Source organism: Nitrosopumilus sp. b1 (genome assembly GCF_014078545.1).
GTDB lineage: Archaea > Thermoproteota > Nitrososphaeria > Nitrososphaerales > Nitrosopumilaceae > PXYB01.
In genome coordinates this window covers 72,174-93,826 of record NZ_MU078717.1, presented here as the reverse complement: position 1 = coordinate 93,826, position 21,653 = coordinate 72,174, and the positions used below count along the sequence as shown (strand labels likewise).

Genomic DNA, 21,653 nt, shown 5'->3' with positions numbered 1-21,653 from the left:
TGGAGCTTTAGTGGATGAAGTATTTTCTGATTTTACTATTCCTTGCAGGCATCACAGGTGCTGCATCTGCAGTGCCTTATCAGGATCCACAGTATACCTTTGATAATTCGGACACAGTACTGGTCGGAACAATCCTTACTGCAGACATCATAACAGAGCCAGTGATTACGAGGGCGGAGAATTTTTTCTCAGAGACTGCTGGAGTAGCGATTTATGAGATTCATGTGGAAGAATATTTGAAAAATTCAGGCAGCGACACAATTACGGTAGCGGGATTTTTTACTCGTGAATCAAACGCAATGTCTGTCCATACATATCCCTATGAGGCAGATCAGCGAGTCTTGTTTTATCTTATCAAAAACAATGATACAAACACGGGTTTACAGTTTGAAATCCTATCTGGCGTATCAAGGGTCATTGAGGACAGCTTGTGTCCAGAGAATTCTGAATTTGTGAGGGGCATTTGCGTGGTTAATGATGCAATAGATGATTCAATCCAAAAGATTCCAACGGATTCAGAGCAGCGCGAATCACTTTCCAAAGGAGAGACATTAGGTGACTCGCTTGGATGGTGGACGCTAGCAGGCTCCATAGTAATTGTCGGATTGTTTGTAATTATTCTAGCTAGGAGGAAAAAATGAAGTTACAGTACATAGCAATCATTGCAGGACTAGCATTCTTGTTGCCGATTCATGATGTCTATGCAGACTCTGCAAAGGAAATATGCGAGGAAAAATTTGGAAACTGGATTCCATCCAAGCTTGAATGCGAGAATCCAAGCTATGAGAATGAAGAGGAATTCCAGAATTACTGCAAGCAGTTTGATGGTTCCTACATAGAGTGTAGCAGTTGCAGGGGAATACCCGATGACAATGCAGACATGGTGTGCACTTCACAGTGCTATCAGGTCTGTGACTTTTCCCAAGAAAAAACACCCAGAGTGGCAGTCTCTGCAGCATATACGCAAGATGCACCAGAAGAGGGAGAGTTAATCATCAGGGTATATGATGAGCTGACAAACCAGACTGCAACTGATGTCATTTTACGCTTGCAGATTAGCAAAGACGGAGACCTCTTGGCAAGAAACATTTACGATGTACCAGACGGAACACTAGAGATTATCATACAGTCAATATCTGGATGCCCAGAGGATGAGCTATGGAAGTGCACCACATACTATGGCACAACTGCATCAATTGCTGCTGGAATCACTCCGCCAGAGTATGATATCCCAAAAATAAAAGGCCCAGTCTTTCTTTCAGGAAAGCATGAGCTGATAGTTACCATAGAGGATGCAAGGATTGATGCAAGTTCGGTGGAGCAAATCAGCTTTACAATTCCAATACTGACAGAGTCTTCCCATCCGTGCTTTAATGAAGAATTGCAGAGCATAGTTCCATGCAGCCCAGACCAGACAGAGCTCTTCTACAAGTACAAGGGGGAAACATGGATGGAGCAAAAAAAGCAAGAGATGATAGATTCGCTAAACCAAAACAGGTTCCATGAGTGGGTTGATGAGACAAAAGATCATTCCCATTTTGATGTCTATTTGTATTATTCACAAAACGAAGACATAACAAAACTGCACGAGCCTCTTCCTCCACTAAAGCAAATCAAAAACGGCGCTGCACTCTCTGAGATACAGTGCCGTGATGGATATCATGCAGTGCCAAGACTAGACAGAATGATGATTGCATGTGTGTATCCTGAGACAGAGGGTGAGCTGCTCAAGAGGGGATGGGCAGCATTGCGACTTGGCGGTCCTGCAACGGATAATCTTCCAAGGGACTTGTGTGGAATATACAATGGAGAGTGGCTCTCAGAATCAAAAGAGTGCATCAATCTTGAGGATCCATTGCAGTGCTCCCTGATGGGTGGTGCATACAATGAGTGCGAATCCCCATGCAGAAACGATCCTGCATATCCAGATGTTGGCTGTGTAAAATATTGCGTCCAAGTCTGCCGCATTACCCACTCTACACTTGAAGATATAATGAAGAATCCAGCCATTGAGGCATTTTATCTTCGATATGGAGATGTGTATCCTACTGTGAAAAGTGATCATGTGTCATACCATGCAGGAGGCGATGAGGGATTTTCTGCAAGGCTTAACCTTTACTTTGATAATAGATACAATCTGCAATACATCGAGTTTCACTGCTATGAGGACAAACAGCATCGATACGAAATAGCTGAGGAGTGGATTGTGAGACATTTGCAGAGTCATCATTGCGAGACTTATGGAAAGAACCAGCCTACACAATCGAATGATTATGGTTTTACTGCAGAGGATTTCATGAGCATGGAATGTGATGAGCTTGATCACATTTTTCCGGAATTTCCAAGTGAAGAGATTGCAAATGCATGGAATACTCGAATGCATCAATGCATGAATGAGCAAGGAGAATAGAAGATGAAGTTACAGTACAAATTAGCAATCATTGGAACTGCAATTTTGTTTGTTGCAATTTCGGTAAACCATACTGTTCCGTCTTGAGACACTACTACGTCGTGTGGTGAGGAGTTTGGAGTAGGAATGTCCCACTCTTGAATAGAAATTTCTTCTGCATACGATACAGAAAGAAATGATATGCTAAAAATACCAATAATTGCAAATGCCAAGGAGTAAAGCATTCTAGATTGTACGTTTTTGATGCTTTTACAGTTTTCTGAGTAAAAAAAGAAATTCATGATTACAGGCTTAAGGTCCGGCAATCAAGAATGCGCCAATTCCCATTCCGATGACGACGCCAATTCCCATACATATGAGATCAAAGGCTACGACCTTCTTGAATGGGGCATGCACCATTTTGTTCCAGGTGCTTTCTTTTGTGTTTGTTTCCATGGAGTATCTATCAATGGGCGATACATAGGAATGCGTAAGCTGAACAGCTTACTATTATCAAATAATAAAATAAAAAAATTAGCAGGGGCCCAATGTCTGCCAGATTCCGATAACGTTTCCTTCAGTGTCAGACACTCTTGCATAGAGGCCATAAGTGCCAACCTCCATCTTTGGCATCACCACCTTTCCGCCAGACTCTGTAATCTTTTTGATGTGATCATCAATGGATGGGACATCAATTACTATCAGAGGATGTTCACCTGTTGGGTCCTTTTTGAGCATTCCACCATTTATGGCACCTGGCTCCTTTGGACCTGTCTTTTCATCACTAGGAGTAGTGATTGCAAGATGATAATCCATGTCAGGAAACTTTGTTATCTGCCACCCAAAGACCTCGCGATAAAACTTTGTTGCCCTATCTTGGTCATCGTATGGTATCTCAAAGTGTACTACCTTGTTCATGAAATGGGAAAATCATGATGATTCATAACGTTTTTGCCAAATTTTTACGATGAGTTCTGAGCACTATAGTTTATTGATTCAAAGTGCGGCAAAGTCACTGCTTTAGTAATATTTTGTGCGTGGAATGGAGAAATCAATAATTTCAGAAGGATAAAAAGTACATCTGTTTTTTAATATTCATGGCTCTAACAGTACTCACAGTAAAGACCGAAAGGATGGATTCTGTCTTTGATCTGTACCAAGTAGTTATAGAATCTATAAAGAAAAATGATTTGATGCTTCAAGATGGTGATGTACTAGTTATTTCAAGTAAATTTGTTTCAAATGCCCAAGGCAGAATCATCGATATCAACAAGGTAAAACCTTCAAAACATGGAGTTGAGGTTTCAGAAAAATTTCAGATCCAACCAAAAGTTTCAGAGATAATTCTTAGAGAGTCTGATCATATCTTTGGTGGAATTGCAGGGTTTGTTATAACATCTGCAGATAACATCATGGCACCAAATGCTGGAATAGATAAATCAAATGCAAAGAAAGGTAAAGTAATTCTCTATCCAAATAATCCCTACAAAATTGCAGAAGATCTACGGCGCAAGATATTTTTGAATTTGCTGATTCATGTCGGAGTGATACTAGTAGATAGTAGATTAATGCCAGCACGTGTCGGAACAACCGGGGTTGCCATTGCATGTGCAGGAATTGAACCGGTAAACGACATGAGGGCTCAAAAAGATCTTGATGGAAATCCTCTAAAGGTTACATTTCAAGCAGTGGTTGACAATCTAGCATCAATTGCAAATCATCAGATGGGAGAGGGCGGAGAGTCAAGGCCTATTGCCATCGTTAGAAACTCAAATGCAAAGCTAACTGATAGACGCATAGACCCAAACGAAGTTGCTATCTCTCATGACCAATGCGTGTATGTCAGAGGTCTTGGAAACTCTAATTGACTGGAAATTTGGGATTCAAAGTCAAACTGTTTTAAATATGGGATTTTTTACGGAAAAATAATGGAATATCTTACAAAATATCCCAAAACTGTATCATTTCTAGATGGAATCAAAGAGAGCATACAGGTAGACAAAGAGGGAGTAGAGCAGCTCCACATTGTAGTAAAAAAGAGCTTTAATGATTTGATGAAAATTTTTACTGCAGAAGGATTTACCAAAGTAAAATTTGAACACAAACAGCCATCACAGATAGGAAATGGTTTGAATCTAAAGCTCAAAAAACCATGGGAGATGCATGTAAGATTTGTAGAGCTAAAGAAAGGATTGATTGCAATTCATGCAGAAGTAGAAGTTTCTAGAGATTACCTGCAACATTTGTTTTCTCAGAGAACACCAGTAATTTATGAAGTTGAAGAGATGCTAAAGCGTCATAATGTAGATTATAAAATTTGGAATGCAAGAATCAGAAAGTATGTCTCAGCTGTTTTTGAGAATTATAAAGTAAAACTAGCAACCCCTAGCATTCCAGTATTTGCATGGAAGCCAATGTTGTTTATGATTGGCACGGTAGGACTATTCTATCTTTGGAAGTATCTAAACACAATTTAGAAGATTAGGTATAAAATTTCCATCTTTCATATAGTAATTTTGTCAAGATTTTTAATTGAGATGCATGCTAATATCATAATGTCACTTGATCATCAATGCTACTATTGTGAGCAGATTTTTGAATCAAAAGAAGCGTTATATGATCATCTCGAAGTTCATGCAGAAACTGAGAGCGAACAAATAGAAAAAAAGAAAAAGACAGACTAGAACCTTTAATTAGAAATTTTTAGATTTAGAAAGAATGCCTGATGAATTTTTAGATTCACATTTACGATATTATGGAATTTCACCTTGGGAGGTAGAAGTTGTATACGGATATCTTAATTCAAGATTTAACGTAACACAAGAAGAGATAGAACAAGATGATGAAAATTTTGTCAGCATGTTTGAGATAAACATTCCATTGGCTTTTTCAGAGGAGTTTTTCAATTGGTTTGATTTTAGAAGATGGGAGAAAGTAAAAGCGTTATTCAAAGAGATGAAGCGAAGAAGAGGAAGTGGAAATGCATTAAAAATTATCATAAACTTTGCAGGAAAACCAGATATTCAGTTTATTTTGGATGCAAATGATAGAGAATGGTACAACAATGCAGTAGAAAAGATTGATTTTGTAATTGAGTTACTCCCATATCACCTAGATCCCGAAAAATTACCTCAAAATGTAAATAAAATTTCATATTCATTTGATGAAGCAGCAAAGCGTTGGAGACTAAATCAAGCAATTGTTAAAGACAAAAAATTCGTTTTCCAAAATAATGGATGGAAGATGGTTACTTGATGTCTTTTTCTAAAGGCTTTAGCATAGAATGAAGTTCTTTGTATTTTGTTTCTAAAAATTCCAAAGACTCTACAAGCTTTTTTGATTTTCCGTACTTGAATCTGATCAATTCACGATGATGCCAAAAGTTTTTGCCATCCTCAATTGCTATAGTTGTAAAATAATCAGTTCCTTTCAGAGAATCAGGTAATTTCATATCATGAGGGAACAGATAATCAACAATAAACCACTCATCACCATCAGGATAATCAGAGCCAGTTTCCACATCAAAGAAGATGTGTAGTATTTCAAATTGCATTAGACCGTCATCAGGTATTTCAGGATGCTTGATGTTAGATTTTTTAAAATCAAGATTAACCAGTTGGGGTTCAAAAAAACCCTTGATTATTGATTTTCGAAATATCTTATTTGCATCAGTAATGTTCAATGATAACTCTGTCTTTTGGGAAACTTGCTAATAATTCATTGGGTAAACGTGAACCTATACCTCTAGGGAATCAAGCAGGTTAGTAACATCAGTAGTCGGCTTGCCATTGCGTGAAATAATCTGATCTGATGGCGGATTTTCAACATAATTTGGAATCTTATCCTCGATTCTACCACTATACGGGGTGATTAACTCGTTTTTGTAAAAAATTCCTATAGGAATTTTATTTCCCCATTCAAGGGATTTTATCAAAGCCTGACTAAGCTTTTCGTTTAATTCTGCTTCTGAGGAATAATGAACGACTGGTTCGTATCCAGTATCTTCAAGCTTGTATATCCTAGAGTGTCGCTCCTGTGCTTCTTTGATGTCTGCTCCAGAATACCAATCCCTTGTATTGATATCATTGTATGTTGGACACGGTTGAAGAACATCTAAAAATGCTAATCCTTTGTGTTTCACTGCTGCAATTATTAGGTCCTTGAGATGCCTTACATCATATGAGTATCCTCTTGCAACAAAGGTAAAACCGCTAGCTACTGCCAACCCAATTGGATTAACATTGTAATTCGTATTAGGTGTTGGTAATGATTTTGTCTTCTCACCTAGTTTTAGAGTAGGAGATGCTTGTCCTTTTGTTAATCCATAGACGCCATTATCAAATATTATGTAGGTCATGTCGATGTTTCTTCGTCCGGCTGCAACAAAGTGTCCTGCACCAATACCTAGTCCATCACCATCACCACCTGCAGCAAGAACGGTCATTCCAGGATTTGCAAGCTTTGCGCCTTGTGCAAATGTAAGTACACGACCATGCAAAGTATGAATTCCATAAACATTAACAAAGTGTGATGTCTTTCCTGAGCAACCGATTCCAGAAAATAGTGCTGCTTTATGTCGCGGTATTCCCATCTCTGCAAGTGCCATCTGAATTGCATTTACAATACCAAAGTCACCACAGCCTGGACACCAGTCATTGTGGACATCTGTCTTGTAGTCTGCTAGTTTAAGCGCCATGCATTAAGATCTCCCTTTTTTCTGCAGTTCCATTGATGATTTTTTTAAGAGAAGCATATACTTCGGTGCTAGTCATTGCTCTGCCAGTATACTTTAGGATATAATTATCAGGGTCTCTGTGCAAATGTTGAGCAAATAATTTTCCTAGTTGTGCAGTATGGTTTGCCTCAACATCAATAATCTTTTTTGCCTTTTCTAATAGAAAATCAACATAATCAGTTGGGAAAGGATTTAGCAATTTGATCTGGACAAATCCTACATTGATGTTTTCTTGTTTTAACATGTCAATGGCATCAAGAACAGGTCCTTTAGCAGAGCCCCAGCTAATCACAGTATATTCATGAACACCAAAGGATACTGCTTGTTCCTCATCAGGTATCTCTTTGAGGATTTTTTCATACTTGTTTAGGCGTTTATCCATCATTTTTCTTCTCATAATTGGATCTTCTGTGATGTGGCCATACTCATCACTCTCATCACCGGTGTTCCAAAAGACACCACCCTCAAGACCAAGTTTTGATCTTGGAGATATTCCATCGGGTGTTAGCTCAAATCTTTTGTAATCATCAGTCTTTATTTCGTTTAGTAACTTTCCGCGATTTATCTCAATTTTTTCTGAATCAAATCGAGGACATGTAATAACAGAACTTGCCAAAAACTTGTCCATTAGATGAATTACAGGAAGCTGGTAAATGTCTGCATAGTTGAAGCATCTTGCAGTATCATAAAAGCTCTCTTCAATATCACCAGACGCATAAACAACTTTGGGAAATTCTCCATGTCCTGCATTAATCGTAAACAAGAGATCATCTTGACCATGTCTTGTAGGAAGACCGGTTGATGGTCCACTTCTCTGATACGATGTCACTACTATTGGTACCTCGTTAATTCCCGACCACCCCATCATTTCTGCCATCAGTGAGAATCCAGGACCAGATGTACATGTTGCAGAACGAGTGCCAGTAACTGCACCACCTAACGTCATTCCGATAGCACAAATTTCATCTTCACTTTGCACAATAAGAGTTGAGCCTGGTCTGTCACCATTTACTTCAAGCAATTCATTTGATTCTAAATACACACTCTCATCAGATGCCGGGGTAATCGGATAGTATGGTTGGAATCTGCATCCACATACCATCTTTCCAATCGCTGTGCCCTGATAACCTTGAACAAGCATGGTATGGGGTTGTTTAGGAACTTTTGGCAATGAATAATCGAATCCAGTGAAAGTGGTTCCTTGATTGTATGCATAGTTTGCTGCTTGGACATTTATCTCTGCAACCTTTGGTTTTTTTGCAAAGATTGATTCGATAGATTCGATGAGATATTTGGTCTCCATTTTGAGTAGTCCTAGAGATAAAGACACGCCAATTACATTATACATTCTGATCAAACCTTTTAGTTTTGGATTCTGTGTTTCTTCAGCTAGTTTTGCTAGAATGCTCTTAAATGAAATTGGGTAAAGATTTACACCTCGCTCTTTTGCTGTTTCCAAAATTCCAGGAATTGTAAAGGGTTTATTTTTTGATTTTAGAGACTCGTGTAACCTGTTCTTAAATGGAGAATCCAGAGTATGTACATCATCAGTTGTTAATGCATCAAGATCTGAATCATAGATGATTGCGCCACCCTTCATTACCTCATCAGCATGACGAAAAATTGTCTCTGCATCATAGGAGACCATCAAGGTCACATCATTGACATTTGAATGAATTTTTTTGTTGGCAATTCGGACAGTGAAATAGCTGTGCTCACCTTTGATGTTTGAATAAAATTCTCTTTTTCCAAAGACTTGGTATCCTAATTGTGCGCAAACTCGTGAGAAAACATTTGCTGCAGATTCTACACCACTACCTTGCGGTCCACCAATTAACCAAGAAATATCAGTAGTCACAAGAAGATTTGCTTTTTATTAGATATTAATAATATGGTTAAAAAAATGAACTAACCGCCTGTTGCTGCATCAAACAGTGCACATTCACATTTGTCACGTTCTCCACAAAAAGGGCAAACGCACTGACATTTTTCAATTGAATTGCCGCATTCCACACAGATTGCAAACTCTTCTTTGTCAGAAACCACTAATTTCCATATAGCGGAATCTTATAAATGGTTTAAGGTGAGGTATGAACATTGAGTAAGAAACGTGTGTTTTTAACCAGAAGGCTGCATGAATTTGCCTTAAAGGAATTACGTAAAAAATATTCAATCGAGGTGCATTCGGGTAAAATTCCAATACCAAGGGAAAAACTGTTAAAAAAAATTGCCAATGTTGAGGGACTGATATGTTTTCCATATGACAAGATTGACAAAGAAGTAATTGATGCTGCAAAAAATTTGCATGCAATCAGTACGTACAGTGTAGGTTATGATCATATTGATATCAATTATGCCAAAAAAAGAGGAATACAGATAGGATACACTCCAGACGTATTAACTGATGCAACTGCAGACTTGGCAATTACATTGATGCTAGATCTATTGCGCAGAGTCACAGAAGGAGACAGAATAATTCGCAGAGGAGATTGGAAAGTAATCTATGGTGCATATGACTATGTGGGAGTAGACATTTCAAAAAAGACACTTGGAATTGTAGGCCTTGGAAGAATCGGACGAGTTGTGGCACAAAGAGCTAAAGCATTTGGAATGAATGTCATGTATTACAATAGGAATAGATTATCAAAATCAGTAGAACAAAAACTAGGAGTAAAATATTCAACGTTAAATTCATTGTTCAGTAAATCAGATGTAGTGTCATTACACGTACCGCATAATTCTCAAACAAATGAGATGGTGAATCTATCGTTGTTGAAAAAAATGAAAAAAAATTCCTACATTGTCAATACAGCAAGAGGAAAGATAATCAATGAATCAGATCTTATCTTTGCATTAAAGAAGAAATTAATTGCAGGTGCAGCATTAGATGTATTTACAAACGAACCAATTGATTCCAAAAATCCATTGTTAAAACTTGAAAACGTTGTACTAGCACCACATATTGGAAGCTCAACTGCAGAGACAAGAGCAAAGATGGCCGAAATTACGGTTAAGAATCTAAATCGTGGAATTGCAGGAAAAAACCCAATCTACTCTGTAAAGTAAATCATTTCTGTACCATATTTTTGAGAAAGGAAATCATAGAGTTTTTTTCTGTCGTGCTTTAGATTCATCTTTTCATCATACATCTTTGTAAAAAAAGCTCCAAGAATTCTTTCACCTTTTTCATCATAGAATCGCACACTAAAGCTAGTTCTTTCAGGTTTTTCCTCTGTGACAAACTGTGCTGATTTTACTATCGTATCATTAAGATGCATATGACAAGGTCCATCATTCTCGCCAATTGTTATCCATTGGTCTTTTTGCCTGATTCCTAGTATATTACTTCGAATCTCAGCAGTTGCACCATTACTCTTGACAACAAAGAGTACATCCTCAATCTTCAGAATGTCTTCCAGAAGTTGTTTTAACATTTGTTTCCTATTACAAGAACATATTTGAATTTAGTTTTCAAAATCAATAAGAAGGTAGAGTTGCCATAAAGGCAAAACTACCTAACCTTATTAGATAGGACCAGACAAGTTGCCAAAAACACAACTTCCCTGCCATTATATCATAGAATTATTCTAAAGTAAAAGATAGCGAAGAATTGTTTGTGTATTTTTTACACATGAAATTTTCAAAATTACAGCTGAATCAAATCATCAGCATTACCCTTGATACAGTCAGTACCAACTGGTTTTAGCTCTGAAAAATTAATTGTTCCCTTTGGAATTTTTCCTTCATTTTGTAATATCTGAATTTTTCCTGATACTGCCCCCTTGTGCCTGTTGCATGTGACTCCGACCATGTATTCCCCATCCTCTACCAAAACTGAGATAACAAATTCTGGAGGATTAAGACAGTTTCGTCCCTCTTCCTTTACTGAGCACTTGTCAGGAAACATCATATCATTTCTGATTTTATATGATATTAAGCTTGGTTGATAATATCCTCAAAGCTCCAAAAGGAGCTCTTTTGTTTTGTAGAGCTCTTCAATAGTCCTTTTTCCTGTAATTGCTTTACAACGAGTGCTGAATATGCAGGAGCACCAGTAGCACCAGGCGAATTATAGTTTACAATATGAAAAGAGTTTTTTCCAAAAAGTTCCAAGATATCCTTTTCAAACTCTCCTTTCTCAGAAATAATTGGTGTTCGAATACCCGCAGTGCCATGTTCGGTAAAGTATTCTGGTTTTACTTTTGGAATAAATTCCTGAACTCGATGAACCATTGCAGTCTTTGAGATTGAGCTCAAAAACTCCTTTGATATCAAAGTCAAAAAGTCAGGATTTAACAACAATTTTTTGACGTTTCCCGAGATGATCTCTTTTACTTTGTCAATTGTCTCTCCGATATCACCGGTGTACCCAAGATATGTCTCAGGTGTCGCTACCGGAACTGCGTTTGGTCCTATCTCAGTTGTTCCGTTTGAGCGCTTTATCCAGTGGGGATCCAAGAAGGGAAATTCAGAAAATCTAGCTACAGTGTAGATATTTGTCTGAACCAGATTAGAATAATTTGAATCAGCAATCCAGTATTCTCCTCGAAAATGCAGATCATCGTATTCTGTTGCTAGACCAAACTTTTTTGCAATATCAAGTGAATTTCCCCCAGCACAGTTAATTGTCAATGTAGCATCAAGTGTTGTTGCATCTGAAAATGAAAGGATGGAATCAGTTCCTACTGTGACGGACTCGAGTTTCTTACCAAAAAGAAACTGGGTTCCATTTTTTTCTGATTCCTTTTTGAGCTCCTTTGTAAACAAGCCGTAATCAGTGGAAACATCACGTGAGCAGTATAATCCAGAATAAGCCTTGAGGTTTGGTTCTTTTTTCTCTAGTTCTTTATCATCTAAAAGTTGAGTCTGATCTTCAGGTATTCCGTTTTTTGCAGACCATTTGAGATATTTCTCAAGGGTGTGGTGTTGGGATTCGTTTAATGCAACCTCAATTGTTCCGACTTGAAGCCATGGAAGATTTTTTTTCTTTGCCATAGTCTCCCATAAATCATGGGATATCAGTGATGTCAGTGCAGATTTTTTTCGCTTTGCAGGATCAAGATAAAATGGAGAATGGACAACGCCGGTATTTCTGCTGCTAGTATGTCTTGCAACATTTTTCTCCTTTTCAATTACGCAAACTCTGAGGTCATAAAGTAATGAAATCCAGTAGGATATTGCAGTGCCAAGTATACCCCCACCGATAATTGCTACATCAAATTTTTCCAATGGTATGAGAGTAACTTACAAGCAATTAATTGATTATGAAAATGGCGCCGGGAGGGAGATTTGAACTCCCGTTCCCTTGCGAGAACGCGCTTTATGGTTATCAATTTCCAGGCGCGCGCCCTACCAGGCTAGGCGACCCCGGCACTGTCATTGAGACAGATTATTTCATTATATAATAGGTTGGCAAGGATTTGATTTGTACTATTTGTGGATATGAACAGTTATTGATTTTGAAATTTTGTTTTGTTCTGAATCTCTGCCTTCTGATATTATCTTGTACAAGCCCTCAAGTGCCGCATCTCCGTCGTTTTTTATCTGATCCCAAGTGATTGTCACCTCGTCTTTGGGTTCTAATGTAGATACTACTTGTGCAGCAGTTGGAGAGTACAACTCTATGGTGTCTAGTTGTGTGATTTTTAGTCCATATGATGCATCAGAAAATGTAATTGGTACAGTGCCAGAATTTACAATTCTAATCTTAATGTCTTCGCCTTTTTTAAAATCAGTCTTTTCTGTTACTAGTGATAAAGAAGGACCTTCAACAAAGACTAGTTGATTTTCATTTTTCAATTCTGCAAAGAATAAGCCAAATACTACTGCAGCAAAGACTCCAATACTTGTTGCAATGATTAGTCCTTTAGGAAGCAAGTAAGAAATTCTATTCTGATTCAGTTTTTATTTGTTGGTTAGGCTTTGAGTGCCATCTCTTTGGATACGTACCTGGTGCCATGATGATTCGTTTTGTCTGAAACGCATATCCCTTTGTTCCGTCTTTGATTTCGTGTGCGCTGTATAATGATTCTGCCAGGGCAACTGCTTCGCCTTTGAGTGTATACACCCCAACAAAGTCACCCTTCTTTAGATCAGGGGAGACCTGCAAGATTCCAGGTATAGCAAGTTGTGCTCCATGACACAGTGCATCAACTGCTGAATCACGAATAACTACGGATTTAATTTCACTTAATGCATCTTCAATTGGCCTAATCATCTTGATTAGCTTTGAATCATCCTTTTTTTCTTCCCATAATGCAAATGCGTTAGCAAGCTCATGTAGTGTAACCAATCCAGATTCTTCTGTAAACTGATCAACTCTAGTTCTTCGAAGCTCTATCATTGACGCACCTGGACCTAAAATTTCGCCAATGTCGTAAAATAATTTTCGAATATAAGTTCCAGCTTCACACAGTACACGTACCAGAATCAATCTCTCTTTTTGCTCAAGCAGGTCTAGCTCATAGATGTTCCTTGTTCTTGTTCTTCTCAACACCGATGAGCGTTGTGGTGGTTTTTGGAAAATTTCTCCCCTAAACATTGATAGAATATCATTTAGCTTATCCTTTGATGGTAACGAGTGGAGTCGTCCCAATGCATGATACTCTTTTGGTCCAAACAACAAAACACCCAATGCTTTTGTTGCCTCGCCTAATCCAAGCGGCAATACTCCAGACACCATAGGATCTAGTGTTCCACTATGCCCAATCTTTGGAATCTTTAGAATTCTTTTAGTCCATGCGACTGTTTCGTGACTAGTTGGACCTGGTGGTTTGTCTAAGAGTATCAGTCCATAGTTGAGTAGCTGCTCTATTGAACGCTTGTCATAGTATGTACCGTATTCATTATCAGTTAGGTCTTGATCAATCTCTAGTAAATTTTCTAGTTGTTTTAGTGTCATAGTAGCTCACGTACAGTTGATTTTGCAATCTCTATTACTTGTTGCGCATTTAGGTTATCGGTGTTAATCACAGTATCAAATACCGAGGTGTCAGACCCAAAGTCAAAATCATACAGTTTTTTGTAGAGAATTTTGTTTTTATCATATCTTTTCCGAGTCACTTCAAATGCCTCCTTTCTTTCCATGTTGTCTCTGTTTTGCATTCTCTTTGCACTGTTCTCATGAGAACCTGCAAGCCATATTTTGATTCCATCATCAACAAGCCAAGGCAGAGTATAGCTTGTTATCACCTTACCGCCTTCATAGAATAATTTCTTTAAACGCTCATCGACTTTTTTATCAAAATCATAGTTTTGCTCCCTTTGCGATAGGAACTTCATTCCTTCTGGCCTGTCCCACCAGTCATCACCATCTGCAACAAATCCTTGCTCCTTTGCAATCTCCTTTAGAACGTCGCCACCGCTAAGATATTTCAGATCAAACTCTTGTGAAAGGGCTAAAGCAACAGTAGTTTTACCAACTGCTGGAGGGCCAGAGATGATAACAGATTTGGTCAATCGAGACCCATCGATGTTTTAGTAACTTTCATGATTATGCCACTAAACGCAATAGATGACAAAAAGTACCAAGCCCAAAAGTAAATTGCGTTTTCTTTAGGACATACATGTTCAGAGTCAACTGCTTGAGCTGCAGTGCATGTTAGTTGGAAAAAGTCACCGGGAATCACATTGAGTGGAATTGGGGATAGTGCAACAGTGTAGGAGAATAATGGAGGCAAAACAAAGTAAAATATCAAAATTAATGGAACAAATGTAATCATCATTGGTCGCATGTTCATCTGCATCATCTCCATGTTCATTTTGTTCATGTATGCAGATTTTTTGTTAAGCTCTGCTTGTTTTGCAGTGTCCTTTGCCCTAAATGCAGCCATTCGTTCTTTTTGCCAAGCACGTGTCTCTTTCATGATTCGCTTTAGTTTGACTTGGTCTACCAATTTTTTGCGTACTCCAGCATTAAAGAGATTTAGCAACAAAGCAAATCCCAAAATTCCAAACATTGACGGGATTATTCCTTTTACAATTGGATCTGCACTACCTAATGGGCCCTGGTGAATTCCAAAGAGATCACCTTGTAGAAAGATTGATTCAAGAAATAGTAGTATGTTAAATTCCATTTTTACAGACCTATTGCATTAATTACGGTTTCAGCAGCTTCTTCAATCTTTCCCTCGCGGTTTAGCACAGTCATCATCGGTGAGCCAGACAACACACTGCATGCAGAGACCATGGATTCCTGCACAGAAAGTTCCTTTTTAATTGCATCAATTGAAATGATATCACGATTTCTGGTGTCATCCTTCATTCTTCTGTTGTAAATTTCCTCAGGTCTTGCTGACACTGTGATAAAATTTGATGGTTTGATAATCTTCATCACATAATCTGGCAGACCTGGATAAAATCCAGCTGGAGTAACAATAAATGCATGAGTATCGATAATTACCAAATCTTCATTCATTGCTGCAATCTTTTCACCAGCAATTCGTTGTAGTTTTTGTTGCTCTTCAGTAGTAAGCTTTCTCAAATCATCTCTGTCTTTGCATCCATTCTTCTTGGCTTCTTCTAGCATGACAGTTCCAAAGCTAACAACTTTGACGCTCTTGTTTTTTCCATTAAGAATTTCTACTATCTTTGATACCAAAGTAGTCTTGCCTACACCAGGAATGCCAACCATTACGACTTTTTTACTTTCTACCAAGCAACGCACCAAGCCGTGGCATTACAACTTCGACCTGTTCCTTTACAAGTTGATTATAGTAGTTGATCAGAATATCTACCATCAGTAAGATTCCAATTCCAGAACCAAATACGCCAAGAACATCAGAGATTCCAGCCAACGCTCCAAGTATCATTGAACCAATAATTGTAACAGAAGGAATGTATCGATTAAGGAGTGCCTCAACGGGTTTATTTGATCTTCTAAATCCAGGTACCTGTACATCTGCATCTAACAAGTTTTGAGCAGCGCTCTTTGGAGACAGACCTCCAAGCTCTACCCATAATCTTCCAAACACCACAACAATTCCAATCATAAACAAGACATATCCTACAGCTCTCATAGGATCAAGTGCTGCGACATCTAGTCCTCTTGGTGGTGTAACATAGTATAGGATTCCGCCGATTGGAGTGGACGGACTGGTGGGATCAAATTGCGCTAAAATATTCATAAAGAAATTATTATTCCGCGGATTAAAGTTGGCCCAAAACATCTGACCGATAAAGACCGCGTTTGCGGTAAGTGCAGATGCTAAAATTACAGGAATGTTTGATACATACATTAGTTTGATTGGGTACACTGCTGAGAATCCCCTGTACTTTGTAGACACGATTGGAATCTCTACCTTCATACCCTGTGTGTATACTAGGATTAACAGCACCGCTGCCGTCAAGAGTATTCCAAATATGCTAGGAAGTTGATTTGACCGGAAAAATACATTTGACAAGTCACCAAACATTATTGATTGTCCAATGTATGGAAGAATTCCTACCGTTCCTCCATCACCAGCAGGCAATGGGCTAAAGAGGCTCCATAGAATTTGTTGAGCAACACCTGCCATAATGAATAGACTGATTCCACTTCCAAGACCCCATCCTTTTTGGATCAGCTCATCAAGAAACATGATGATTACTGAGGCAGCCATTAGTTGTCCTACGATAATATACAGTACACTAGGATCAGAAATTCCTGGGCCATACACGGCCATGCCATATACTGCAGACTCTACAACGATTACAATGTATGTTACAATCTTTGTTGCAGTCTGAAATACACCACGTTCTTCGGGTTTTTTGAAATCAAATTTGAGAATTTCAGAACCTCTCAAGAGCTGCATCAAAAGTCCGGCTGTGACTATCGGCCCTATTCCAAGCTCAACTAAAGTTCCCTGTTGGGATGCAAAAATAACTCTTGCAAATGCAAGAAAATCAAATTCTGGAGTCGTTGCTCCAAACAATGGGGTTTGTCCCATTATCATGTAAATTAAAAGTGCAAGACCACACCAAAGGAGTCTTGTTGGTAAAGGTAGTTTCTTTTTTGGTTTTGGTACTTGGGGCAGATACGGTTCTGCAACCATTACCATTTTTCGTATAAACGCAGTAGCTGAACCCTCAGCCATTATCTGCTAACACCTCGCCTCCTGCTTGTTTGACCTTTTCTTCAGCAGATGCAGTAAAACGATTTATCTTGACAGTATAAGCAGATGCAATTTTACCTCCGCCTAGCAGCTTGTCAAATCCATTTCCTTGTAGATCTATTACTTTTTTCTCCCCTTCTTTCTTTCCATATCTTGTAAATAGATCATCTAGATCACGGACGCTAGCCCATTTTCTTGTTATAGTTGGGTGAGGTGGAACAGTAGAATCATGACCAAAGTGATCTGGGTCTGTCTTGAGCATTCCGCTGTAATGATGCTTTAGTTGTCCTGAGACACCTAGTCCTCCTTTGTGTCCACTTGCACGGTGTTGCCCGACTTGACCCCAACCGTGGTTTCTAGAGCCTCTAAATTTTCTAGTCTTTCGTAAGCGAGTAGCCATGTTATATCATGTTCCTCACAATTGTAGCAAGTTCGTTGTTTTGTCCCAAAACTCCTTTTTGGCCAGACATGCGCTTTGTGCTTTTCTTAAATCCATGTCTTGGTGGTGCCAAAGCAAACCAAGGTTTTAGGGGTTTTAGTTTAGTTAATGATGTCTTGCCTTCTGCCAAAGATGTTGCAAGCTCATCAATTGATTTGAAGCCAATCTCTCCCAAGTCCTCAGATGTTATCTTTTTGTAGCCGGACTTTCTAGCTTTTTTGTCTAACAACTCCTTAGCCAAGCCTGTATCGACTTCTTGCCAAGAAACATAATGCTTTACTTTGTTTAACATACCCAAGGTATTTTCTTTAGCTGGAATGATAGTTGCGCGGTATCTCTTTTCTAATTTGAGTAGTTTGAGTGTGTGCTCTGCCCAATATGGAACATCGACTTGACCTTTGATTCTAACAACAAGATATGCTTTTGCCATTTCTCATCATCCGTGACTGAATGTTTGTCTTAGACATTCAAGTAGTGCTTTAGAAGTGGAGTTCATTGTTGTAGTGGAGCCGTATGCTGTTGTCCATGCATCTTTGAGTCCTGCCAATTCTAATAGTCGTTTAATTTTACCACCTGCAACAAGACCTAGTCCACGTGGTGCAGGTAAAATTTCAATTGTAACACTTCCACCTTTTCCTCTTACTTTGAATGGAACAGAATGTTTTTGATCACATCTGCATTCCCAACTGCCACATCCCAATTTGATTGGACTGACATTAAGATATGCTTGGTTGTTTGCTTTTTCAATTGCAATTCTCATTTGTTTAGATTTTCCTTGACCAACACCTAGCCAACCGTTTCCGTTTCCTGCTGCAACAATTGCTTTGAATCTTGTTGATTGGCCGTTTGATGTCATCTTTTGAATTATTCCAACATCTACGACTTCGGTTTTCAAATCTGGAAGTAATTTTTTGATAATGCCAGCTTCTTGAATTCTATCACCGCTTTCAATTATTTCTTCTAGTGAAGTGATTTGTCCTGATGCAACTTTTTGTCCAAGTATTGTCTTTGGCACCCAAACCTCTTCTTCTTCTCTTGGACGTCTTCTACGTTCACCTCGGTCTGAATCTTTTTTCTCTTGGACTTGACTCATCTTATTTTACCTCAGAATCTATTTGTGATTTGAATTGATTAACGTCATTTTTTACAGTAAGGTGTTGTCCTGTGATTCTCTCCTCTGGTGGAAATGATTCAGGATCAGCTGGGATCTCCAAACCAGCATCAACTACTCCCTTGAGTACTGCCGCCATTCTTTGAGTATAACGTCTAGTACCAGTGTAAAGTATTGCAGACTTGGAACCTTTTCCTACTGCTTTTTTTCCTGCAAGATAACCTGTAAGATATGCTGCTGGAATGTTTTTGCGTGAACCTTTCCAGCCTTTTTTTAATAGATAATGTGAATGTGCTGATGCTATGACCTTATCACCAGTCATCTCGGGTGTATGAATTTGGACTTGGGTATTCTCATTAGTAATCTGAACAGTAATGAAAGGACGCTTTCCCATCAACATGGTTTTACGCTTTCGGTAGTTAGTCTTCTCTTCCCGTAGTCTTCTCAATATTTGCGAATAGGCCATCTATAAGGCAAAAACTTGAATCTGCTCTTATAAACGTAAAGTGATACGGCCTCGTAGGTTTTTATCGTGTGCGATGTTTTTTCGACAGATCAAGGCAAGATTGTTACTCTATCATTGGATTTTATTTTTTTGACCAAAAATTCGCACTTGATCATACACTCCAAATGCAATCAAAACATAGCTAAAATAAAATAAAATCTCAATCTGGTGTCCTGTATAGTATGTGTCATCCATTTGCGAATACATAAAGATTGTATCAGCAATAAAGAGAGACAGTATCCCAAAGCACACCATTGTCCACATGAAATTGACCCTACCAGAGAAGAACAGAGAGATACCCAAGATCGCAGGAACTATCAGAATCGAATCCAAGACGGGATACAGAATGGCATAAAATGTATCAAGAGAATCCAGTTCGATTGAAGAGTCGATTGTTTGGTATAATCCAAAGAACAGGATTACTGCTGAAATAGAGACTGCAATTGACAAAGAACTTTTTGTGATTCCTTTTCGCACTGGCGAGATGTATGCTAGCATAAATACAAACAGAAATGGGTATCCAAGTGAATAGAACACATCAGCTAGAGATGGAAAAGGATCAACCTGCAATACCATCTCGTAAAAAATCCACACTACTTCAGCAACTAGCCATAATGATGATGCGATAAGTAAAGAGATCCATGCTATTCCGTGCATTCCATCATGGCCTAATTTTATCAGAGTAAATGCGCTAACTGAAACCAGGAGTAACACTACTGGAACATACACAATGTTTCCAACAAGTATGGTAGTATTCATATCAAGAAAATTTGCAATCGTGTTTATTGATACAAGTAGCGCAAGTATTGCCACTAGTAACCATTGAAATTGAAAAGTTTCAAGATTAGTTTTTTGCAATCGGCATTTAATATGATTCTTCATTATTAAAATGTGAGATATGTTTAAAGCATTTACATAATAATTTGAGATATGGAAAACTACACCGTAAAAAGAGCCCTCGTAGCAGTCATTATTGAAAGAACATTAAATGAATTTGGAAAGGCAGAGTATAGAGAAGTTGAAAACAGACTGGAATCAGAATACGGAATTTATTTTACGGATTGTCTAGAGAATCCAGAATATTTCAAACGAGTAATTCAGGACATTTACGGAAATGCACACAAACAAATTCTTGAAAAAATAAACGATTACCTTGGCGAGCTCAGAGAACAAAAAGACTATTCTGATTTTATTAAAATTTTAGAGCATACAAATTAATTATTTTATCAAAGAAATTAAAAGTGCTTTTTGAGAATGCAGACGATTTTCTGCTTCTTGCCAAACAACGGATTGAGGACCATCAATTACTGATTCGGTAACTTCTATGCCTCGCTTTGCCGGCAGACAATGCATAAAGATTGCATCCTTCTTTGCCTTTTTCATCAAGGAAGAATTGACTTGATATTTTGGCAGGAATTTTTTAACGCGTTTTTTATCTAAATTATGAATTGAAGTAAAGGTATCAGTCATCACCACATCTGCATTTTTTACTGCATCATCTGGATTAGTTGTTAATTCAACTTGAGTTTTGCTTTTTGATTTTTTTACCACTGCAGAATCAGGTTGGAACTCTTTTGGTGTTGCAACAGAGATGTTAATTCCACTTAGTGCGCATCCATAAAGGAGTGAATTGCATACGTTGTTGCCATCTCCAATCCAAGCAATCTTTAATCCGGAAAGTTTCTTTTTCTTTTCTTTGATTGTCATAAGATCAGCCAATATCTGGCATGGATGAAATGAGTTTGATAATCCATTAATCACTGGAACTGTAGCATTTTTTGCAAGATCCTCTAGTAGGTCATCCTCAAAGACTCGAGCCATTATAGCATCAACATATGCAGATAGGGTTTTTGCTGTATCCTGTACAGATTCACCTCGAGAAATTTGCATATCGTTTGGTGACAGGTTCAATGCATTTCCACCCAACTGAAACATTCCTACCTCAAAGCTTACTCGTGTACGAGTAGAAGGTTTTTGGAATATCATTGCAAGTGTTTTGTTTTGTAATGGTTTTGCTTTGTTGTTTTTTTGTTTTTTTAATTTTATTGCAAGATCAATAATTTGTGAAAGCTCTTTGCTTGATAATTCATCCAGTGTGAGAAAATCTTTTGTTTTTAATTTCATTTCTTAAATCTACCAAATAGAGAGCGTTTCTTTTTAGATTTATCTGCATCGTCTTGTTTCTTTGGCTCTTCACCGGGTTTTGGTCTTCCATCTTCGATCCATTTACGAATCTTTGAGGCAAGCTCTTTTGCTTGAGCATCACTCTCAGGAGGCGGCTCATCATACATGTCGGCATACTTGTTGATATCCTTAGTATCAATTCCGTCAAATGGATCATCGCTATCTAATTCGGGTTTTGGTTCTGGTTTTGGTTTTGGTT

At 38.2% G+C, this 21,653-nt stretch carries 30 protein-coding genes, 1 tRNA gene and 1 pseudogene; 8 read left to right on the top strand and 24 right to left on the bottom strand.

Translation table 11 applies throughout. The features are described from left to right. Window positions 1-14: 14 nt before the first annotated feature. On the top strand, window positions 15-641 hold the full coding sequence (locus C6988_RS04600; protein ID WP_182133885.1) for a hypothetical protein: 627 nt from the start codon (window positions 15-17) through the stop codon (window positions 639-641). Beyond that, entirely contained in the window at window positions 638-2,410 is a 1,773-nt protein-coding gene (locus C6988_RS04595; protein ID WP_182133884.1) for a hypothetical protein, read from the top strand. Before C6988_RS04600 ends, C6988_RS04595 begins: the two co-directional genes overlap by 4 nt. Here C6988_RS04595 and C6988_RS04590 read toward each other — a convergent pair. From C6988_RS04590 to C6988_RS04580, 3 genes are all read right to left on the bottom strand, one after another. Beyond that, complete coding sequence (locus tag C6988_RS04590) at window positions 2,383-2,622, bottom strand: hypothetical protein (protein WP_182133883.1); 240 nt, start codon at window positions 2,620-2,622, stop codon at window positions 2,383-2,385. The two genes, C6988_RS04595 and C6988_RS04590, sit on opposite strands and share 28 nt — an antisense overlap. Window positions 2,623-2,701: 79 nt before the next feature. After that, complete coding sequence (locus C6988_RS04585) at window positions 2,702-2,845, bottom strand: hypothetical protein (protein ID WP_182133882.1); 144 nt, start codon at window positions 2,843-2,845, stop codon at window positions 2,702-2,704. 78 nt (window positions 2,846-2,923) lie between these two features. Next, a complete protein-coding gene (locus C6988_RS04580) occupies window positions 2,924-3,307 on the bottom strand; it encodes a VOC family protein (RefSeq protein WP_182133881.1) in 384 nt (127 codons plus the stop codon). A gap of 179 nt (window positions 3,308-3,486) precedes the next feature. Here C6988_RS04580 and C6988_RS04575 point away from each other — a divergent pair, with 179 nt between their 5' ends. From C6988_RS04575 to C6988_RS04565, 4 genes are all read left to right on the top strand, one after another. Then, window positions 3,487-4,257 (top strand): coenzyme F420-0:L-glutamate ligase, encoded by a 771-nt coding sequence (locus C6988_RS04575; protein WP_182133880.1) that lies wholly within the window; start codon window positions 3,487-3,489, stop codon window positions 4,255-4,257. Window positions 4,258-4,317: 60 nt separating this feature from the next. Further along, a complete protein-coding gene (locus tag C6988_RS04570; protein ID WP_182133879.1) occupies window positions 4,318-4,866 on the top strand; it encodes a hypothetical protein in 549 nt (182 codons plus the stop codon). Window positions 4,867-4,944: 78 nt separating this feature from the next. Further along, window positions 4,945-5,073, top strand: a complete 129-nt coding sequence (locus C6988_RS11170) for a hypothetical protein (RefSeq protein ID WP_255464228.1) — start codon at window positions 4,945-4,947, stop codon at window positions 5,071-5,073. A gap of 34 nt (window positions 5,074-5,107) precedes the next feature. Further along, window positions 5,108-5,644 (top strand): hypothetical protein, encoded by a 537-nt coding sequence (locus C6988_RS04565; RefSeq protein WP_182133878.1) that lies wholly within the window; start codon window positions 5,108-5,110, stop codon window positions 5,642-5,644. Here C6988_RS04565 and C6988_RS04560 read toward each other — a convergent pair. Genes C6988_RS04560 through C6988_RS04545 form a run of 4 tightly spaced genes read right to left on the bottom strand, consistent with a single transcriptional unit; the run spans window position 5,637 to window position 9,170 of the window. After that, on the bottom strand, window positions 5,637-6,071 hold the full coding sequence (locus C6988_RS04560; protein ID WP_182133877.1) for a hypothetical protein: 435 nt from the start codon (window positions 6,069-6,071) through the stop codon (window positions 5,637-5,639). The two genes, C6988_RS04565 and C6988_RS04560, sit on opposite strands and share 8 nt — an antisense overlap. A 54-nt stretch (window positions 6,072-6,125) precedes the next feature. Then, window positions 6,126-7,085: a 2-oxoacid:ferredoxin oxidoreductase subunit beta gene (locus C6988_RS04555; protein ID WP_182133876.1), complete on the bottom strand. Its 960-nt coding sequence runs from the start codon at window positions 7,083-7,085 to the stop codon at window positions 6,126-6,128. Next, a complete protein-coding gene (locus C6988_RS04550; protein WP_182133875.1) occupies window positions 7,075-8,982 on the bottom strand; it encodes a 2-oxoacid:ferredoxin oxidoreductase subunit alpha in 1,908 nt (635 codons plus the stop codon). Before C6988_RS04550 ends, C6988_RS04555 begins: the two co-directional genes overlap by 11 nt. A gap of 50 nt (window positions 8,983-9,032) precedes the next feature. Then, window positions 9,033-9,170: a hypothetical protein gene (locus tag C6988_RS04545; protein WP_182133874.1), complete on the bottom strand. Its 138-nt coding sequence runs from the start codon at window positions 9,168-9,170 to the stop codon at window positions 9,033-9,035. Window positions 9,171-9,221: 51 nt separating this feature from the next. Here C6988_RS04545 and C6988_RS04540 point away from each other — a divergent pair, with 51 nt between their 5' ends. Further along, complete coding sequence (locus tag C6988_RS04540) at window positions 9,222-10,190, top strand: 2-hydroxyacid dehydrogenase (protein WP_182133873.1); 969 nt, start codon at window positions 9,222-9,224, stop codon at window positions 10,188-10,190. On the opposite strand, the gene C6988_RS04535 is transcribed toward C6988_RS04540, so the two are convergent. The 15 genes from C6988_RS04535 to C6988_RS04465 all read right to left on the bottom strand — a co-directional run bounded on the left by C6988_RS04535 (window position 10,175) and on the right by C6988_RS04465 (window position 20,083). After that, complete coding sequence (locus C6988_RS04535; RefSeq protein ID WP_182133872.1) at window positions 10,175-10,558, bottom strand: ChuX/HutX family heme-like substrate-binding protein; 384 nt, start codon at window positions 10,556-10,558, stop codon at window positions 10,175-10,177. The two genes, C6988_RS04540 and C6988_RS04535, sit on opposite strands and share 16 nt — an antisense overlap. 212 nt (window positions 10,559-10,770) lie before the next feature. Continuing rightward, window positions 10,771-11,034 (bottom strand): hypothetical protein, encoded by a 264-nt coding sequence (locus tag C6988_RS04530; RefSeq protein ID WP_255464227.1) that lies wholly within the window; start codon window positions 11,032-11,034, stop codon window positions 10,771-10,773. A gap of 23 nt (window positions 11,035-11,057) precedes the next feature. Continuing rightward, entirely contained in the window at window positions 11,058-12,353 is a 1,296-nt protein-coding gene (locus C6988_RS04525) for an NAD(P)/FAD-dependent oxidoreductase (protein ID WP_182133871.1), read from the bottom strand. A 42-nt stretch (window positions 12,354-12,395) separates the two neighbouring features. Further along, window positions 12,396-12,496 (bottom strand) — tRNA-Ser (locus C6988_RS04520). Between the two features lie 58 nt (window positions 12,497-12,554). Further along, the gene (locus C6988_RS04515) at window positions 12,555-13,001 is read right to left on the bottom strand and encodes a hypothetical protein (RefSeq protein WP_182133870.1); all 447 of its coding nucleotides are present in this window, start codon (window positions 12,999-13,001) and stop codon (window positions 12,555-12,557) included. A gap of 10 nt (window positions 13,002-13,011) precedes the next feature. Beyond that, entirely contained in the window at window positions 13,012-14,025 is a 1,014-nt protein-coding gene (locus C6988_RS04510; RefSeq protein WP_182133869.1) for an RNA-guided pseudouridylation complex pseudouridine synthase subunit Cbf5, read from the bottom strand. After that, window positions 14,022-14,582, bottom strand: coding sequence for a cytidylate kinase-like family protein (locus C6988_RS04505; protein WP_182133868.1), 561 nt, complete (start codon window positions 14,580-14,582; stop codon window positions 14,022-14,024). The genes C6988_RS04510 and C6988_RS04505 overlap by 4 nt, the downstream gene beginning before the upstream one ends. After that, entirely contained in the window at window positions 14,579-15,199 is a 621-nt protein-coding gene (locus C6988_RS04500) for an EMC3/TMCO1 family protein (RefSeq protein ID WP_182133867.1), read from the bottom strand. The genes C6988_RS04505 and C6988_RS04500 overlap by 4 nt, the downstream gene beginning before the upstream one ends. Window positions 15,200-15,201: 2 nt before the next feature. Next, the gene (locus tag C6988_RS04495; protein ID WP_255464245.1) at window positions 15,202-15,789 is read right to left on the bottom strand and encodes an adenylate kinase; all 588 of its coding nucleotides are present in this window, start codon (window positions 15,787-15,789) and stop codon (window positions 15,202-15,204) included. Next, entirely contained in the window at window positions 15,767-17,197 is a 1,431-nt protein-coding gene (gene secY, locus C6988_RS04490; protein WP_182133865.1) for a preprotein translocase subunit SecY, read from the bottom strand. The genes C6988_RS04495 and secY overlap by 23 nt, the downstream gene beginning before the upstream one ends. Further along, the gene (locus tag C6988_RS04485) at window positions 17,190-17,615 is read right to left on the bottom strand and encodes an uL15 family ribosomal protein (protein WP_182133864.1); all 426 of its coding nucleotides are present in this window, start codon (window positions 17,613-17,615) and stop codon (window positions 17,190-17,192) included. Before C6988_RS04485 ends, secY begins: the two co-directional genes overlap by 8 nt. Before the next feature lies 1 nt (window position 17,616). Then, on the bottom strand, window positions 17,617-18,084 hold the full coding sequence (locus C6988_RS04480) for a 50S ribosomal protein L30 (protein WP_182133863.1): 468 nt from the start codon (window positions 18,082-18,084) through the stop codon (window positions 17,617-17,619). A 6-nt stretch (window positions 18,085-18,090) separates the two neighbouring features. Next, on the bottom strand, window positions 18,091-18,747 hold the full coding sequence (locus tag C6988_RS04475; RefSeq protein ID WP_182133862.1) for a 30S ribosomal protein S5: 657 nt from the start codon (window positions 18,745-18,747) through the stop codon (window positions 18,091-18,093). Window position 18,748: 1 nt separating this feature from the next. Further along, complete coding sequence (locus C6988_RS04470) at window positions 18,749-19,231, bottom strand: 50S ribosomal protein L18 (protein WP_182133861.1); 483 nt, start codon at window positions 19,229-19,231, stop codon at window positions 18,749-18,751. A 111-nt stretch (window positions 19,232-19,342) separates the two neighbouring features. Continuing rightward, complete coding sequence (locus C6988_RS04465) at window positions 19,343-20,083, bottom strand: hypothetical protein (RefSeq protein WP_220463408.1); 741 nt, start codon at window positions 20,081-20,083, stop codon at window positions 19,343-19,345. Window positions 20,084-20,200: 117 nt separating this feature from the next. On the opposite strand from C6988_RS04465, the gene C6988_RS04460 reads away from it, so the two are divergent. After that, window positions 20,201-20,488 (top strand): hypothetical protein, encoded by a 288-nt coding sequence (locus C6988_RS04460; protein ID WP_182133859.1) that lies wholly within the window; start codon window positions 20,201-20,203, stop codon window positions 20,486-20,488. Here C6988_RS04460 and argF read toward each other — a convergent pair whose 3' ends face one another. Then, window positions 20,489-21,394, bottom strand: a complete 906-nt coding sequence (gene argF / locus C6988_RS04455) for an ornithine carbamoyltransferase (protein WP_182133858.1) — start codon at window positions 21,392-21,394, stop codon at window positions 20,489-20,491. Next, window positions 21,391-21,653, bottom strand: a pseudogene (locus C6988_RS11165) (signal recognition particle-docking protein FtsY); the annotation flags it as partial. The gene argF and the pseudogene C6988_RS11165, both read right to left, overlap by 4 nt.